Source organism: Chryseobacterium jejuense, assembly GCF_017877355.1.
Lineage (GTDB): Bacteria > Bacteroidota > Bacteroidia > Flavobacteriales > Weeksellaceae > Chryseobacterium > Chryseobacterium jejuense_A.
In genome coordinates, this window is the sequence record NZ_JAGIPR010000006.1 from 137,442 (window position 1) to 153,196 (window position 15,755).

Consider the following 15,755-nt stretch of genomic DNA (forward strand, 5'->3'; position numbering starts at 1 on the left):
CTATTCTATAATCATTCCATCTTTCATGACAAGCTTACGGTCTGTAATTTCAGCCAGATTCGGGTTGTGGGTAACAATCACAAAGGTTTGATTATACTTATCTCTAAGGTCAAAAAACAGCCTGTGAAGGTCATCCGCATTTTTTGAATCCAGGTTTCCCGTAGGTTCATCAGCAAAGATAATTTTCGGTGAATTGATTAAAGCTCTTGCAACAGCTACCCTTTGCGCTTCTCCACCGGAAAGCTGGTTGGGTTTATGATTCAGTCGTTGTTCAATTTTAAGGTCTTCAAATAAAGCATACGCCTTTTCCATGGCTTCTCTTTCATTAGCGCCTGCAATTCTGGTAGGAAGTAATACATTTTCCAAAGCAGTAAACTCAGGAAGCAGCTGATGAAACTGAAATACAAAACCGATATTCTGGTTTCTGAATTTTGATAACTGTTTATCATTCATGTTGATAAATGATTCTCCTGCAATCTCAATTTCAGTATCATATTTCCCTGATTGAGAGGGAAGATCCAAAGTTCCTAAAATCTGCAGCAATGTTGATTTACCTGCTCCGGATTCTCCTACAATAGAAACCACTTCCCCTACTTTAATATGAATATCAACTCCTTTCAGTACTTCTAAATTCCCATAAGATTTATGGATATTTCTTGCTTTAATCATGATTCAAAAATAGTAACATATTGTCGATTTTACAACAGATTATACCAACAATATTGATATTAAAACAAAAAACCTCCCGATTGGGAGGTTTTAGTATAAATCTTTTAGAAATTACAGTAACAAAGTTAATGGATTTTCTAAATATGTTCTTAAAGTTTGTAAGAATTGAGCACCTGTAGCACCGTCTACAACTCTGTGGTCACATGCTAATGAAAGCTTCATTGTGTTGCCCACTACAATCTGGCCATTCTTAACGATTGGCTTCTCAATAATAGCTCCTACTGAAAGGATTGCAGAGTTTGGTTGGTTGATGATACTTGTAAATGTCTCGATTCCGAACATTCCAAGGTTAGAAATAGAGAATGTAGATCCTTCCATTTCGTTAGCCTTAAGACCTTTACTCTTAGCTCTTGAAGCCATATCTTTTACAGCTGCAGAGATTTGAGTGTAAGACATTTGATCTGTATTTTTCAATACCGGAACTACCAATCCGTCAGGAATAGCTACTGCTACTCCAACATTGATATTTCCTCTGTGGATGATCTTATCACCTGCCCAGCTTGAATTTACTTGTGGGTGTTTTCTTAAAGCAATTGCTGTTGCCTTAATAATCATATCATTGAATGAAATCTTCGTATCCGGAATAGAGTTGATCTCTTTTCTAGCTTCGATCGCTTTATCCATGTTGATTTCAACCATTAAATAATAATGCGGAGCAGAGAACTTACTTTCAGAAAGACGTTTTGCAATAATATTTCTTACCTGCGAGTTTGGAGTCTCTGTATCTTCTCCCTGAACGAAGTTTACAGCAACCTGAGCAGCAGCACTTGCAGCCGGAGCTGAAGCAGCTGGTTTTGCAGCCGGCTGATAGTTTTCAATATCTTTTTTAACGATTCTTCCGTTTTCACCTGAACCTTGAACACTGTTGATGTCAACTCCTTTATCCTGAGCCATTTTCTTAGCTAATGGAGAAATTGCCACTCTGTCTGAAGACGAAGTATTAGCAGCCGGAGCAGCTTTTTCTTCAGTTTTAGCTTCTGCCTTCTGTTCAGCTGGTTTTTCTGATGACTGAGTTGCTGTTTTAGGAGCTCCTATTGCTGAAACGTCTGTTCCTGCAGGGCCAATAATAGCCAATACAGTGTCAACCGGAGAAGCACCACCTTCTTCCACACCTTGCTTCAATAATACTCCATTGAATTCAGATTCGAAATCCTGTACCGCTTTATCTGTTTCAATTTCAGCAAGAAGATCACCTTCTTTTACTGTATCACCTACATTTTTGTGCCATTTAGCAACTTTACCTTCTGTCATTGTATCAGAAAGTCTTGGCATTGTAATCACTTCTACTCCTGCCGGAACTTCTGCGGAAGCAGTTTCCACAGCTTCTGCTTTAGGCTGTTCTTCTGATTTTGTTTCTTCAGCACCTGCAGCCGGAGCAGCAGCCCCTCCTGTTAATCCTGAAATATCTTCTCCTTCATTACCGATAATTGCTAAAACTGAGTCTACAGCAGCTGCAGCACCTTCTTCTACACCAACGTATAAAAGGGTACCTTCTACTTCAGATTCGAAATCCTGAACTGCTTTGTCAGTTTCAATTTCAGCTAAAATATCTCCTTCCTTTACTTTATCTCCTACTTTTTTATGCCATTTCGCCACCTTACCTTCCGTCATAGTGTCAGAAAGGCGGGGCATCGTAATTACTTCTGCCATAATTTATTTTAATTTGAAAATTTAGCAATCTGAAAATCTGAAAATTAAAAAAGGACATATCATATCACATTCTCAAATTTTCAAATTGTCAAATTAACTCATTATCTTTTAGTTTTCTAATTTGTCTAAGAATGGATAATCTTCCTGAGCATATACATACTCATAGATTTTCTCAGCATCCGGATATGGAGAATTCTCCATGAATTCTATACACTCTTCAACAAAGTCTCTTGACTTGTTATCCATAACTTCTAATTCAGCTTCTGTAGCCCATCCGTTTTCAAGAATTCTGTGTTTTACCAATTCAATCGGGTCATCATTCTTGTGAACAGCTACTTCTTCTTTAGATCTGTAAGGCTCAGCATCAGACATAGAGTGTCCTCTGTAACGGTAAGTTCTTGCTTCAATGAATGTTGGTCCGTCTCCTCTTCTAGCTCTTTCAATAGCTTCGTAAGCCGCTTCAGCTACTTTTACAGGGTCCATTGCATCTACAGCAAGACAAGGCATTTCGTACCCTAATCCTAATTTATAGATATCTTCGTGGTTTGCTGTTCTTTTTACAGAAGTACCCATAGCGTACTGGTTGTTTTCTACTACAAATACTACAGGAAGTTTCCAGTTCATTGCCATGTTGAATGTTTCATGTAATGAACCTTGTCTTGCAGCACCATCTCCGAAGAAACAAATGTTTACAGCTTTTCTGTCGAAATATTTATCTGCAAAAGCAATACCTGCTCCCAAAGGAATTTGTCCTCCAACAATACCATGACCTCCGTAGAAACGGTGCTCTTTACTGAAAATGTGCATAGATCCACCCATACCTCCGGATGTACCTGTAGCTTTACCACAAAGTTCAGCCATGATTCTCTTAGGATCTACTCCCATCGCCATTGGATGGATGTGGCATCTGTAAGCAGTAATCATACTGTCTTTTGTAAGATCCATTGCATGTGTAAACCCGGCAGGGATTGCTTCCTGACCATTATACAAATGTAAAAATCCTCTGATCTTTTGTTTTAGGTAAAGAGAACGGCATTTGTCTTCAAACCTTCTCCACATTGTCATATCTTCATACCACTTCAGGTATACCTCTTTAGAAAATTCTTTCATGTGTTAGCTCTTGCTTTTTTATGATGAAATAGTTGAGCAAAATTATGAAAAAAACTTTGTTTTTATTGTATGCATAAGTAACTTTTCGTTTTTTCTCTAAAATCTACTTGCAGGCGGAGTGGATTATTCTTAATTTTCGACCCAAAGAAATGTTTGTAAAATGGCACCCCAACTGTTATTTTCTTATGGCAACATCTAAGAAATCAGCCTGTGCATATAGTATTTTTGATATAATTAATAAAACTGGTTATCAAAAAAACATTGCGTTTTATACCTCTTCTTCTTTCATCTTTAATTATTGTTAACATCTCTTTTGGTTATTTCAACAGCTTCTTTTCCGGTGAAAATTCTGAAAGTTTCAGCGTTCGGTCTTCAATAGTATTAACAAAATCACCGTGTAATTTTGCTGTCCGTATCTTAATATCTTTCCATTCCTGATCTGCCATAAAACTCTGCCATGCTATTTTCTTTGTATTTTCATCTTTCCATTCAAGCAGATAGACAAATTCCGTTTTCCCTTCAAATTCAGACTCCCAGATAGACACGATATTGAATCCATGCTTTTTCATGATTCTCAGGGCATGATCCCTGAACCGGTCTAAAAAGACCTGTCTGTTTTCTTTTGGGATTTCATAAATTCTCAACTGGTGAAGAGGATGTACCAAAGGCAAAGATTCTTTTGAAGAATAGGTTTGTCCAAAAACAAAACCGCCCAGAACAAACAAAAATAATGCAAATAGTTGTTTCATTATATTATTGTATTTGATGTAATTGATTAATCCTTATATATCATGTATTTCATATGATATTTCAAAAATGGTCACCGGAAAATCACTCCTTATTCTCTTTAAAAACAGAAGTAATTAAAATTAAATATTTTCGAAAATAATGTGTATAATTTTCAATAAAAACAGAGGATTTTTTTTATATAGTAGAGATCATCGATACTTACCTGCGTTTTCAGTATCTTAAAAACAGCATCATCATCCGATCTTCATTTGTTTTTTGGCCTTATAATCTTATATTTGACTTTTAAACTTAAATATGGAAGAAAAAAAGTCTTCGCTTCTCCACAAAATCTCAAAGGTTATCTCAGATTTTTTCAATCCACTGGTTTCTCTGGTTATCTTTTTTGTGTACATGAGCCTCAGGGAATATACTTTTAAGGAAGCTCTTCTTTATTTTCTACCTGTATTATTAATGATTATTGCACCGGTCGTCATCTGGCTGGTATGGAATGTAAAAACAGGAAGATATACCAATATGGATGTTTCCAACCGGGTACAGAGAAAGACACTTTATGTATTTATTGCTGCCTGTGTTGTTGTTTATCTTATTTTCAACTATGTCAAAAATGGATACATTGATCTGGTTATGCTTTTTATTTTAATCCTGCTTTTTGCTCTTCAAATCAGTAATTTTTTCATTAAAAGTTCAATGCATACTGCATTCAATATATTTGTGGCAGCATTATTTTTCACCTTAGACTGGAAAATGGGCCTTGTATGGCTTGGGATCGCCAGCCTGGTAGGACTCACCAGAATTATTTTAAAAAGGCATACGGTAAAAGAAGTATTTATGGGAGCTGGAATAGCTTTTATGGTATCTTTTATTTATCTTTATTGCAATATACAATTTCAACATTAGAAGCATATATGAAAATCAATCATCTTACCGCCGCAGAAGAAAACTTTATGAAACTGTTTTGGAAAATGGAATCTTTCTATCTGAAGGACGTTATGGAGCAGCATCCGGAACCTAAACCACACCAAAACACAGTTTCCACATATTTGAAAATATTGGTTGAAAAGGGTTATTTATCTACTGTAAAAGAAGGAAGAATCTTCAAATATACCGTACTTGTTCCGTTTGAAGAATACAGAAAGTTTCTATTAAAAGAACTTACACACAACTTTTTTAATGATTCAGGAAAGGAAATCCTTGAGTTTTTATTCAGTGAAAAACTGCTTAATCAAGATGATCTTAAGGGGTATTTTGATCTTAAAATTGAAATCAAGCCTGCGAAAATTGAAGATCCAAAGTTTGAGGTTGCTGATGAGATATTAAATCCGAAGAAAGAGAAAAAGGTAAAAGCCAGCAAGGACAAAGACAAGGACAAAGAGAAAAAGAAGAAGAAAAAGAAACCATAAAAAAAGCGGCTTAAAAAGCCGCTTCATATTTTTTACCAACGATTTCCGCCGCCGTTACCACCACGGTTACCACCGCCGTAGCCACCGCCACCATTTCCACGGTTGTTACCACCGTAACCTCCGCCTCTGTTGTTATCGAAGCTTCTTCTTGGCTTCTCTTCTCTTGGCTTAGCTTCAGATACGTTTAATGTTTTTCCGTTGAATTCTTTTTGATTAAGAGCTTCAATAGCCTGCTGTCCTTCTTCATCACCCATCTCAATGAAACCAAAACCTCTTGAACGGCCAGTTTCTCTGTCTGTTACGATTTTAGCTGATGATACATCACCAAATTCTGCAAATAGATCGTGCAACTCATACTCTTTAGTTGCGTAATTGATGTTTGAAACAAAAATGTTCATTTTAAAATAAATTAAAAAATTAATAAAAATTTGGTATATAAAAGAAAAGCAACATAAATTAATGAACAAATATTGATTCCAAATATAAACGTATGCAAGATACAATTAAAAACTTTAAATCAAAGCTTTTTTTATCTCTTTCTCACATTGGTTTGAATTTAAATTATATATTTCATTAAAAAATACAAGTAAATATTTGATTACAAGCGTTTTAAGGTTAAAAGTTATTGAAAAGTTAAAGTTAGTTAACATAATAAATTATCCCTCAAAGTAATTGTAAAAAGAAATAATTGTTCGTCAAAACTCACAGCTATCAATAGCCAACCGGATGATATTAGCAAGATATAGAGAATAGCAGTATATTTATGACTCTTTTTAATATCATATAATACAGCCTTTAATCGGATTTTATGATGAAACAACATTCCACCAATTACACCAATACCCTTATAGAAGTCGCAGAAGATTGTCCCGTTTCCCAGGCACAGATTCCCCCTGAAAAGAAAGAAAAGACATTAGCGAATCTTCAATATGAAAAGATCAGTAAGAATCCTTATCAATATACTTCCGATGATATTATTTTTGAATGTTATGTTTTTAAGAATGCTATTTCAGAGAATGAAAAACCAGAGGTAAGAGACCAATTCTTTTCCAAAGGCCAAGCATGCCTTCGATCTTCTCCTCTAGCCAAAAGATACGGATTCGGGTTTCATTATAATAAGGAAGGAAAAGTAGCCCTATACCCAAGAGAAAGCGAAGAGTATCAAAAGTTGTTAAACGATCCTAATATTACAAAGACAAAAGCAATGCGTTCCAAAAGAAAATGATTGAGAAAATGAATAATTCTCTTCAGATCAATAAATACGATTCTTTTGATAACCCCAGCTTTTAACACTAGATTTGTACTGCAAATTATTAAGAACATGAACTACCATACAAGAAAATGGGTAAAACCCGAAGATTTAAATCCTAATCACTCACTATTCGGAGGAAGACTTTTACAATGGATAGATGAAGAAGCAGCATTATATGCCATCATTCAGCTTGAAAACACTAAAGTAGTTACTAAATTTATTTCAGAGATCAATTTTGTAAGCTCCGCAAAACAGGGAGATATTATAGAAATTGGTATTGAAGCCACTCATTTTGGCTCCTCCTCTATTACTTTAAAATGCAATGTCCGTAATAAAATGACTCATCAGACGATTATCACAGTTGATAAAATTGTTATGGTTAATCTGGATAGCGAAGGAAATCCTGCTCCACATGGTAAAACCCAGATTGAGTTTGTAAAAGACAGATTAAACAGCGGAGCATGAAGATCTTCATCAAAAATATGGTCTGCAACAGATGCATTGCTGCAGTAGAAACCATCTTTAATAATGCAGATATAAAAACCAGCTCCGTTATTCTGGGAGAAGTAGAAACAGAATCGGAAGTTTCTCCAACCATTATGCAGTCCATTGAAGAAACCCTGCTTGCAACCGGTTTTGAAAGAATCATGGACTCTTCACATCAGCTTATTGAGAAAATTAAAAATCTCGTCATTGTAAAAATCAGTGAACTTGACATTGATGAAGATTTTCTTCTTTCTGAATTTTTAAGTTCTAGACTTCACAAAGATTACAGTTCGCTTTCAAAAACATTTTCACAGAATGAGAATATTACGCTGGAACAGTTTTTTATCCTTCAGAAAATAGAAAAAGTAAAGGAACTCCTTTTATATAATGAGTTCAACCTTACAGAAATTGCAGGAAAATTGGGTTATAAAAGTGTCCAGCATCTTTCTACCCAATTCCGTAATGTTACCGGATTTACACCTACTGAGTTCAAGAAATTAAAAGACCATCACAGGAAACCCCTTGATGGCCTTTAATTGGGTTGGAGAGTATTAGAGTTTGAGAGTCGGAGCGTTCGAATGTAATAGGGTTTGATATTACAGCAAATAATCAATCACTCCGCCACTCTAATACTCTCAAATCCAAATTCTATAACTATTATCCTTAAATTTATAACAACCTTAGATTTTCATTTTGGAAATTTGTACTATAAATTTAAGACTCATGGAACAACAGTATAAAATACTCGGAATGACCTGTTCAGGTTGCCAGAAAAAAATATCCAATCAACTGAACAGCATTAACGGGGTTACAGCCGATGTAAATCTGGAAGACAACACCGCCACCATCACTTCTGACCATGTGGTTGCTCTTTCGGTTTTAAATGATTCCCTGGCAGAAATAGGAAAATACAGACTGGAAGATCCCAACAATCCAGAAAAAGCTTTTATAAAACCTCAGGATCGCGTATCACCATCTTCAGTATATTATTGTCCGATGGAATGCGAAGGAGATAAAGTATATTTCAAACAGGGAGAAAGATGTCCGGATTGTAATATGTACTTAGTTCCGATTGAGGAAAAGTTAGCAAAAGACCCTAACCATAAGCCTACTTATTCAGCCACCAATCTTCCTGAAAATTTTAAAGACAATGTTGGGAAATACTATTGTCCAATGTTCTGTGAAGGAGATAAAGTGTATCATGAAAAAGGAGACTGTCCTATATGCCATATGCATTTGGAAGAAATCTCTGAAAATATGGCTAAAAATGCAGTTTCACATCATAGCCATTCACATTCTCACGCTCATAATCACAGCCACCATCATGAAGCGCCTAAAGTTACTGATGAAATGGAAGGAAAATACTACTGCCCAATGTATTGTGAGGGAGACAAAACTTATGATTCCAACGTGGGATGTCCGGTTTGTGGAATGGATCTGGTAAAATATCCGGAAAAGAAAACTGCAAAATATACCTGCCCGATGCATCCTGAAATCATTAGTGATGAACCGGGAAGCTGCTCTATCTGTGGAATGGATCTGGTAAGAATGCCCGACAGCGGAGATGATGATGAAGATGAGACCTACAACATCCTGAAAAGAAAATTTCTGATTTCACTCACATTTACTGTCCCTGTTTTTATACTCTCCATGGGTGGAATGTTCATTAACTTTCCATTCTCCCATCAGATTCAGGGGCTTATTGAATTAGCACTAACCCTACCCGTTATGTTTTATTCAGGATGGTTCCTGTTAAAAAGAGGTTGGGTTTCATTTAAAACATGGAACCTTAATATGTTCAGTTTAATTGCTCTTGGTGTAGCCGCTGCATTTATTTTCAGTATTACAGCCATAGCTTTCCCAGATATCATTCCTCATGAAATCCGTGGGCATAATCATGAAATCCCATTATACTTTGAGGCAGTCTGTGTTATTCTGACCCTTGTTATTCTGGGACAATTAATGGAAGCTGCTGCTCATAAAAAAACAGGAAATGCCATCAAAGAACTCATGAACCTGTCTCCGGATGAAGCCAATCTTATCGTGAATGGCGAAGAAAAAAAAGTATTGCTTTCTCAGGTGAAAATCGGGGATTTATTAAAGGTTAAACCAGGTGAAAAAATTCCGGTTGACGGGAAAATTATAGAAGGCAGCTCCATTGTAGATGAAAGTATGATTACCGGAGAACCTATTCCTGTTGAAAAAACAGTTGATGATAAAGTCTCTTCAGGAACTATTAACGGAAATCAGGTATTCATCATGACAGCTGAAAAAGTAGGTGATGAAACCTTACTTTCACAGATCATTAAAATGGTAAATGAAGCCAGCCGAAGCAGAGCTCCTATTCAAAAGCTAACGGACAAAGTATCAAAAGTATTTGTTCCGGTTGTCATCCTTATTGCTGCTCTTACTTTTGTCTCATGGCAGTTCTTTGGCCCGGAAGGAAAAAGAAGTTTATTTGCCTTCGTGAATGCTGTAGCTGTTTTAATTGTAGCATGTCCTTGTGCTTTAGGACTGGCAACCCCTATGTCTTTAATGGTAGGAATTGGAAAAGGAGCTAAAAACGGGATCTTAATCAAAAATGCAGAAGCCTTGGAACAAATGAATAAGGTAAACGTTTTGATTACTGATAAAACAGGAACCTTAACCGAAGGAAAACCTTCAGTAGAGTATATTGAAACAGTAAACAATGAAGATAAAAGCCAGATTTTAAAGCTTGCCTTTTCACTGAATCAAAACTCTGAGCATCCGCTCTCCAATGCAGTTATTAAAAGAGCAAAGGATGAAAATATATCCGCTGAAAAGGTGGATCAGTTTGAAAACGTTTCAGGAAAAGGAGTAAAAGGAAACATCAACGGAAAAACAGCTTATCTTGGAAATGAGAGCTTATTAACGTCTCATCAGATCCAGATTCCCAACGCATTAAAACAGAAAGCAGTAGAAGTACAATCAAAGGCTCACACGATTTCTTATGTGGCACAGGATCAGAATGTGTTAGGATTTATCAGCTTTACGGATAAAATTAAAGCGAGTTCTAAAAAAGCCGTAGAACGATTAATGAGTGAAGGTGTTGACGTCATTATGATGACCGGAGACAACGAACACACCGCAAAAGCTGTTGCTGAAGAACTAGGAATTAAACATTTTAAAGCCAACTGTCTTCCTGAAGACAAACTGAATGAAGTAAAAAAATTACAGCAACAAGGTAAAATTGTAGCCATGACCGGAGACGGAATTAACGATTCTCCTGCCCTTGCCCAATCCGATATAGGAATTGCGATGGGAACCGGTACCGATGTAGCCATTGAAAGCGCTGAAATAACCTTATTAAAAGGAGATATTTTAGGAGTAGCCAAAGCAAAATTATTAAGCGAAAAACTTCTTAAAAACATTAAAGAAAACCTATTTTTCGCCTTTATCTACAATGTTTTGGGAATTCCGGTTGCAGCAGGGTTATTGTATCCATTCTTTGGAATTCTGTTATCACCGATGATTGCAGCAGCAGCAATGAGCGTCAGTTCATTATCCGTTATTCTGAATTCATTGAGATTAAACTCAGTGGATCTGGAGATCAAGTAATATTTTTAAGACATACATAAAAGCCTTTTCATACTGAGATGAAAAGGCTTTTTATTTTTAAATACATCTGAGTAACACCATTTTTCTTCATTCTTTTGCTTGAATTCTATGTTTTTAAAACCATCTTTATTATAAAAAAATAATCTCTTACTATAAGGATACCAAAACTTTTCGGAAAAGCTGTTTTCAGGCTAAAGTAATAATCAGCGTATATTAAAATTTTACTAATAAAAAATTAATTCCCTATCAATTGAAGAATATCGTTACTTCAACAAAAATAGAGAAAGACTATCGTTTTACCATTTATAAATGTTAAGATTTACAGAAAACAAAACCATAACTTAACAATGGGTACTTTAATAAAAAAAGGCTTTAAAATAAAGTTCTTAAAATAAACTTAAAAACAGAAAACACAGAGAAGCATGGCATATAATTTGTTAACATTCAATCGTTATTTTTAACGATTTTTAACAATTTAAATTCCAATTATCTTTATGAGAAAATTTTTTGCGGGAAAGTCAACAAATAAGGCTTTTCTCGGGATGTTTGCATTGATGAGTGCAACTTCAGTAGTATTACACAGCTGTAATTTTAAAAATGATGTGAATGACACCGTGAGTTCACAGGAACATCCTACCGCAGAAACTACCCCCAAAATGGACGATGAGAGTGTAGATCCGGACAAAAGAGTAATCTACCTTACCTTTGATGATGGTCCTAATCAGGGAACAGAAAATCTTCTAAAGATTCTTGACAAAAGAAATGTGTGTGCCACTGCTTTTTTAGTAGGAAGACATGCCTATGGAAGTACAAAGCAAAAAAATGATTTTAAGCTTTTAAAGGAAAGCCCTCTTATTGAATTGGCTAACCATAGCTTCACCCATGCCCATAACAAGTACTCTGCCTTTTATAAAAGTGCTGATGCAGTGGTACGTGATTTTGATATTGCCAAAGACAGCCTGAAGCTTCACGATAAAATAGCAAGAACTCCCGGAAGAAATATCTGGAGACTTAACAATATTAATATAACCGATATCAAAAGTTCTACTGCGGCTGCAGATGGTCTTAAAAGAGCAGGTTATAAAGTGATCGGTTGGGATCTTGAATGGAGACCCACTCATAAGATGACCTTGAAAGGAAGTCATGAAGCTATGCTTAAAAAAGTAGACAGCATCTTCCTTAATGACCTTGAAAAAACTTCAAGACACCTGGTTTTCCTTACTCACGACCAATACCTTAGAGATACCGACTCCATCAACGAATTGGATCTGTTTATTGAAAAATTGCAAAAAAGCAACAAGTTTGTTTTCAGAAAAATCTCTCAGTATCCCAAAATCAAGGAGGTATTGAACTAGTTTAAGAATTGAAAAAAATTCTGTTTTTTTCTATAGGTTTAAACTTTGAACCTTAGCCTAAATTTCGGAAATTTGCATTTATGAGTATTAAAGAAAATTATAAAGCGATACAGGATCAACTTACTTCCGGTGCACAACTGGTTGCCGTTTCAAAAACGCATCCGGTTTCTGCTATTCAGGAGGTTTATGATCTTGGACAAAGAGTCTTTGGAGAAAATAAGGTTCAGGAACTGATGGAAAAGGCCCCTCTCCTGCCTCAGGATATTCAATGGCATCTGATTGGACACCTTCAGACCAATAAAGTAAAGTATATCGCTCCATTCATAGATACGATCCAAAGTGTAGATTCAGAAAAACTATTGGCTGAAATCAACAAAGAAGCTGGTAAAAACAACAGATCTATTAAAGTGTTGCTTCAGGTGAAAATCGCCGCAGAAGAAAGTAAATTCGGACTTGAAATATCAGAAGCGAAAGCTATTTTCAAACAATATATTGATGGTAATTTCCCTCATATTGAAATTACCGGCTTAATGGGAATGGCAACTTTTACAGATAATGAGCCACAGATCAGAAAAGAATTTTTAACTTTAAAGATGCTTTTTGATGAATTAAATCAACTAAAATCTTTAAAAACCTTATCGATGGGAATGAGTGACGATTTCCCTGTTGCGATTGAATGTGGTGCTAACTCTGTGAGGGTTGGATCTGCAATTTTCGGAAGAAGAGACTATTTCCAATAGAATTTTAGGTATAGTTTTTGCTAATAATTGAAACAAAAAATCTAAATTTGCGACTATGCAAAAAATCCTTATAGTAGAAGACGAAAAAGCAATCTCAGGAGTACTTCACAGTATTCTTTCTGACGAACTCACAGATTATGAATTTGTTATCGCCGAAGACGGCCTTGAAGGTTACAAACAGGTAGAAAAAGAAGATTTCGCTTTGGTGATCTCTGATATTAAAATGCCTAAACTTTCAGGAACCGAGCTTTTGAAGCAAAGTCTGTTATTAAAACCTGAAACTACTTTTATCATGATTTCAGGTCACGCAGACATTGATTCTGCCGTTTCATGCTTAAAAGAGGGTGCATACGACTTTATCTCCAAGCCAATTGACATCAACAGGCTTATTACCAGCGTAAAAAATGCTTTGGTTAAAGAAACCCTGAAGAAAGAAAACAAAAATCTTCAGACTGAAAATAAAACGTTAAAGAGAAAGGTAAATAAAAAATACCAGATGATCGGAACCTCTCCTGCCCTGCAGAAGATTCAGGATATGATCGAAAAGGTAGCTGTTTCTGATGCCAGAGTTCTAATCACAGGACCAAACGGCGCCGGAAAAGAATTGGTAGCTCATGCTATTCACAACCAAAGTGAGCGCGCAAGAGGACCTATGATAGAAGTAAACTGTGCTGCTATCCCATCTGAACTTATTGAATCTGAACTTTTCGGACACGTAAAGGGTTCTTTTACCGGTGCGATTAAAGATAAGCAGGGAAAATTCGAACAAGCTAACGGAGGTACAATCTTCCTTGATGAAATTGGAGACATGAGCCTTATTGCTCAGGCTAAGGTATTGAGAGCCCTTCAGGAAAGCAAAGTATCTCCTGTAGGAAGCGACAAAGAAATAAAAGTTGATGTAAGAGTAATTGCAGCAACCAACAAAAATATGCAGAAAGAGATTGAGGAAGGGAAATTCAGAGAAGACCTTTACCACAGGCTTTCTGTAATTGAAATCTACGTTCCGCCATTGGATGACAGAAAAGATGATATCAAGTTATTGGTTGAACATTTCTCCGGTATGATTGCTGATGAGCATGGTACTGCTATGAAAAAGTTTGATGATAAAGCTATTGATGCTTTAAAAGCACTTTCATGGACTGGAAATATCAGGGAGTTAAGAAATGTTGTGGAAAGATTAATTATTCTTGGTGGAAATACTGTTTCTGAAAGTGACGTTGCAAGTTTTGTAAGGAAATAATACAACTATTATTACAATATTATAAAAATTTGCAGTACAACTACTGCAAATTTTTTTTTTGGACTATTATGAACGATAAACTATATGAATCTTAAAATATTATGAATTTTTTAAACAAAAACTACACAAAAGAATGCCTGACTTTGGCTCTGCCTGTGATGCTCACCCAGGTAGGGCAAGTTTCAGTGAATTTATTTGACAATATTATTGTCGGGAAACTCTTAGGGGCAGATGCATTAGCCTCTGTTTCATTAGGGAATGCCGTGTTCTTCTCCATATTCGTATTGGCTCTTGGTTTTTCATTTGCCATACCGCCATTGGTTTCAGAAGCACACTCAAAGGAGGATCATGCTACTATTAATTCTGTGTTCAGTCATGGTTTTATCATTAATATGGCTGTGGGAATTATCCTGATGCTGGTGTTATTTGCAGTAATGCCTCTACTCTATCATTCCGGGCAGCCAGCGAAGATCATTCCTGATACAATAGGTTTTTTAAGTATTATGGTGGTTAGTATGATACCCATCATGGCCTTCCAGACGCTTCGTGAAGTTTCAGAAGGCTTATCCTATACCATTGGGGTTACCAAGGCTACCATTATTGCTAACATTATCAATATTGCCCTAAACTACGTGTTCATCAAAGGGCTTTGGGGAATTCCTCCAATGGGAGTACAAGGTTCTGCTTTAGCAACCTTAATTTCCAGAATTTTCATGGTGGTTTTCCTTTATTTTGTATTGTTGAAGGAAAAAAGAACAAGACGTTACATCAAGGATTTTTCATTAAAAATCCAAAACTTCTCAAAGGTAATGTTTGATAAAATGGTAAGATTAGGATTACCAACAGCTTTACAGATGTTCTTTGAGGTGACTGCTTTTGCAGGAGCAGCATTCATCTGCGGATTAATTTCAGCTCATGATATTGCTTCTCACCAGATCGCCCTGAGTATGGCTTCATTTACCTTCAATCTTTGCGTTGGATTCAGTGTTGCTTCTACAGTAATGATCGGAAGAAAACTGGGTGAACAGAACTTTGTAGAATTAAGAAAAGTCGGCATCAATAACTTAAAGATTGCTTTTATCTTTATGTGTATCTGTGGATTGTTTTTTATTTTAGGCAAAAATATATTGCCTACCTTCTTTACTAAAAAAGAAGAAGTTGAAGTCATTACATTAGCTTCAAAACTGATGATTATCGCCGCTCTATTCCAGCTTTCTGATGGTATTCAGGTAACAGCCCTGGGTATGTTGAGAGGATTACAGGATGTAAAAATCCCATCTATTTATACTTTCATTGCCTATTGGGTCATTACCATTCCATTAGGATATTTCTTCTGTGTAACATTGGAAATGGGAGCTTTCGGAATGTGGATCGCTCTAGGACTAGGATTAACTGTTTCAGCCGTATTCCTCGTAAAACGATTCCTGAATATGTCTGCAAAGCGAATTAAGCAGACTATATAAT

Annotated in this window: 15 protein-coding genes; 10 read left to right on the forward strand and 5 right to left on the reverse strand. The window is 36.0% G+C overall.

Annotation, left to right across the window (positions count from 1 at the left end):
- The 4 genes from J2772_RS13745 to J2772_RS13760 all read right to left on the reverse strand — a co-directional run bounded on the left by J2772_RS13745 (window position 1) and on the right by J2772_RS13760 (window position 4,238).
- Window positions 1-669, reverse strand: coding sequence for an ABC transporter ATP-binding protein (locus J2772_RS13745; RefSeq protein ID WP_209917596.1), 669 nt, complete (start codon window positions 667-669; stop codon window positions 1-3).
- 111 nt (window positions 670-780) lie between these two features.
- Window positions 781-2,379 (reverse strand): pyruvate dehydrogenase complex dihydrolipoamide acetyltransferase, encoded by a 1,599-nt coding sequence (locus J2772_RS13750; RefSeq protein ID WP_209917599.1) that lies wholly within the window; start codon window positions 2,377-2,379, stop codon window positions 781-783.
- A gap of 108 nt (window positions 2,380-2,487) precedes the next feature.
- Window positions 2,488-3,489: a pyruvate dehydrogenase (acetyl-transferring) E1 component subunit alpha gene (pdhA, locus tag J2772_RS13755; protein WP_045496217.1), complete on the reverse strand. Its 1,002-nt coding sequence runs from the start codon at window positions 3,487-3,489 to the stop codon at window positions 2,488-2,490.
- 317 nt (window positions 3,490-3,806) lie between these two features.
- Complete coding sequence (locus J2772_RS13760; protein ID WP_209917600.1) at window positions 3,807-4,238, reverse strand: NIPSNAP family protein; 432 nt, start codon at window positions 4,236-4,238, stop codon at window positions 3,807-3,809.
- Window positions 4,239-4,533: 295 nt separating this feature from the next.
- Between J2772_RS13760 and J2772_RS13765 the strand changes: the two genes are divergently transcribed.
- Both J2772_RS13765 and J2772_RS13770 read left to right on the forward strand, forming a co-directional pair.
- Window positions 4,534-5,136, forward strand: coding sequence for a phosphatase PAP2 family protein (locus tag J2772_RS13765; RefSeq protein WP_209917602.1), 603 nt, complete (start codon window positions 4,534-4,536; stop codon window positions 5,134-5,136).
- An 8-nt stretch (window positions 5,137-5,144) separates the two neighbouring features.
- The gene (locus tag J2772_RS13770; RefSeq protein WP_209917604.1) at window positions 5,145-5,639 is read left to right on the forward strand and encodes a BlaI/MecI/CopY family transcriptional regulator; all 495 of its coding nucleotides are present in this window, start codon (window positions 5,145-5,147) and stop codon (window positions 5,637-5,639) included.
- A 32-nt stretch (window positions 5,640-5,671) separates the two neighbouring features.
- Here the strand turns inward: J2772_RS13770 and J2772_RS13775 are convergent, their stop codons facing one another.
- Complete coding sequence (locus J2772_RS13775) at window positions 5,672-6,037, reverse strand: RNA recognition motif domain-containing protein (protein ID WP_045496213.1); 366 nt, start codon at window positions 6,035-6,037, stop codon at window positions 5,672-5,674.
- Window positions 6,038-6,447: 410 nt separating this feature from the next.
- Between J2772_RS13775 and J2772_RS13780 the strand changes: the two genes are divergently transcribed.
- The 8 genes from J2772_RS13780 to J2772_RS13815 all read left to right on the forward strand — a co-directional run bounded on the left by J2772_RS13780 (window position 6,448) and on the right by J2772_RS13815 (window position 15,754).
- Entirely contained in the window at window positions 6,448-6,864 is a 417-nt protein-coding gene (locus tag J2772_RS13780; protein WP_245365226.1) for a DUF6157 family protein, read from the forward strand.
- Between the two features lie 96 nt (window positions 6,865-6,960).
- Window positions 6,961-7,356 carry an acyl-CoA thioesterase gene (locus J2772_RS13785; RefSeq protein ID WP_209917605.1) on the forward strand — a complete coding sequence of 132 codons (396 nt, stop codon included), beginning with the start codon at window positions 6,961-6,963 and terminating at the stop codon, window positions 7,354-7,356.
- The gene (locus tag J2772_RS13790; RefSeq protein WP_209917608.1) at window positions 7,353-7,913 is read left to right on the forward strand and encodes a helix-turn-helix domain-containing protein; all 561 of its coding nucleotides are present in this window, start codon (window positions 7,353-7,355) and stop codon (window positions 7,911-7,913) included. Before J2772_RS13785 ends, J2772_RS13790 begins: the two co-directional genes overlap by 4 nt.
- 187 nt (window positions 7,914-8,100) lie before the next feature.
- The gene (locus J2772_RS13795) at window positions 8,101-10,956 is read left to right on the forward strand and encodes a heavy metal translocating P-type ATPase (protein WP_209917610.1); all 2,856 of its coding nucleotides are present in this window, start codon (window positions 8,101-8,103) and stop codon (window positions 10,954-10,956) included.
- Window positions 10,957-11,450: 494 nt separating this feature from the next.
- Window positions 11,451-12,311 carry a polysaccharide deacetylase family protein gene (locus tag J2772_RS13800; RefSeq protein WP_209917611.1) on the forward strand — a complete coding sequence of 287 codons (861 nt, stop codon included), beginning with the start codon at window positions 11,451-11,453 and terminating at the stop codon, window positions 12,309-12,311.
- Between the two features lie 80 nt (window positions 12,312-12,391).
- On the forward strand, window positions 12,392-13,051 hold the full coding sequence (locus J2772_RS13805) for a YggS family pyridoxal phosphate-dependent enzyme (protein ID WP_209917613.1): 660 nt from the start codon (window positions 12,392-12,394) through the stop codon (window positions 13,049-13,051).
- Between the two features lie 55 nt (window positions 13,052-13,106).
- Window positions 13,107-14,291, forward strand: coding sequence for a sigma-54-dependent transcriptional regulator (locus tag J2772_RS13810; RefSeq protein ID WP_089734031.1), 1,185 nt, complete (start codon window positions 13,107-13,109; stop codon window positions 14,289-14,291).
- Window positions 14,292-14,392: 101 nt separating this feature from the next.
- Window positions 14,393-15,754, forward strand: a complete 1,362-nt coding sequence (locus J2772_RS13815) for an MATE family efflux transporter (protein ID WP_209917615.1) — start codon at window positions 14,393-14,395, stop codon at window positions 15,752-15,754.
- The last annotated feature ends 1 nt before the right edge of the window (window position 15,755 follow it).

What these genes read in the sequence shown, in the direction of transcription:
- J2772_RS13760 (WP_209917600.1), bottom strand. Translation starts at nt 4,238, where the DNA reads ATGAAACAACTATTTGCATTATTTTTGTTTGTTCTGGGCGGTTTTGTT.
- J2772_RS13785 (WP_209917605.1), top strand. Translation starts at nt 6,961, where the DNA reads ATGAACTACCATACAAGAAAATGGGTAAAACCCGAAGATTTAAATCCT.
- J2772_RS13800 (WP_209917611.1), top strand. Translation starts at nt 11,451, where the DNA reads ATGAGAAAATTTTTTGCGGGAAAGTCAACAAATAAGGCTTTTCTCGGG.
- J2772_RS13750 (WP_209917599.1), bottom strand. Translation starts at nt 2,379, where the DNA reads ATGGCAGAAGTAATTACGATGCCCCGCCTTTCTGACACTATGACGGAA.
- J2772_RS13815 (WP_209917615.1), top strand. Translation starts at nt 14,393, where the DNA reads ATGAATTTTTTAAACAAAAACTACACAAAAGAATGCCTGACTTTGGCT.
- J2772_RS13790 (WP_209917608.1), top strand. Translation starts at nt 7,353, where the DNA reads ATGAAGATCTTCATCAAAAATATGGTCTGCAACAGATGCATTGCTGCA.
- J2772_RS13745 (WP_209917596.1), bottom strand. Translation starts at nt 669, where the DNA reads ATGATTAAAGCAAGAAATATCCATAAATCTTATGGGAATTTAGAAGTA.
- J2772_RS13795 (WP_209917610.1), top strand. Translation starts at nt 8,101, where the DNA reads ATGGAACAACAGTATAAAATACTCGGAATGACCTGTTCAGGTTGCCAG.
- J2772_RS13775 (WP_045496213.1), bottom strand. Translation starts at nt 6,037, where the DNA reads ATGAACATTTTTGTTTCAAACATCAATTACGCAACTAAAGAGTATGAG.
- pdhA (WP_045496217.1), bottom strand. Translation starts at nt 3,489, where the DNA reads ATGAAAGAATTTTCTAAAGAGGTATACCTGAAGTGGTATGAAGATATG.
- J2772_RS13810 (WP_089734031.1), top strand. Translation starts at nt 13,107, where the DNA reads ATGCAAAAAATCCTTATAGTAGAAGACGAAAAAGCAATCTCAGGAGTA.
- J2772_RS13770 (WP_209917604.1), top strand. Translation starts at nt 5,145, where the DNA reads ATGAAAATCAATCATCTTACCGCCGCAGAAGAAAACTTTATGAAACTG.
- J2772_RS13780 (WP_245365226.1), top strand. Translation starts at nt 6,448, where the DNA reads ATGATGAAACAACATTCCACCAATTACACCAATACCCTTATAGAAGTC.
- J2772_RS13805 (WP_209917613.1), top strand. Translation starts at nt 12,392, where the DNA reads ATGAGTATTAAAGAAAATTATAAAGCGATACAGGATCAACTTACTTCC.
- J2772_RS13765 (WP_209917602.1), top strand. Translation starts at nt 4,534, where the DNA reads ATGGAAGAAAAAAAGTCTTCGCTTCTCCACAAAATCTCAAAGGTTATC.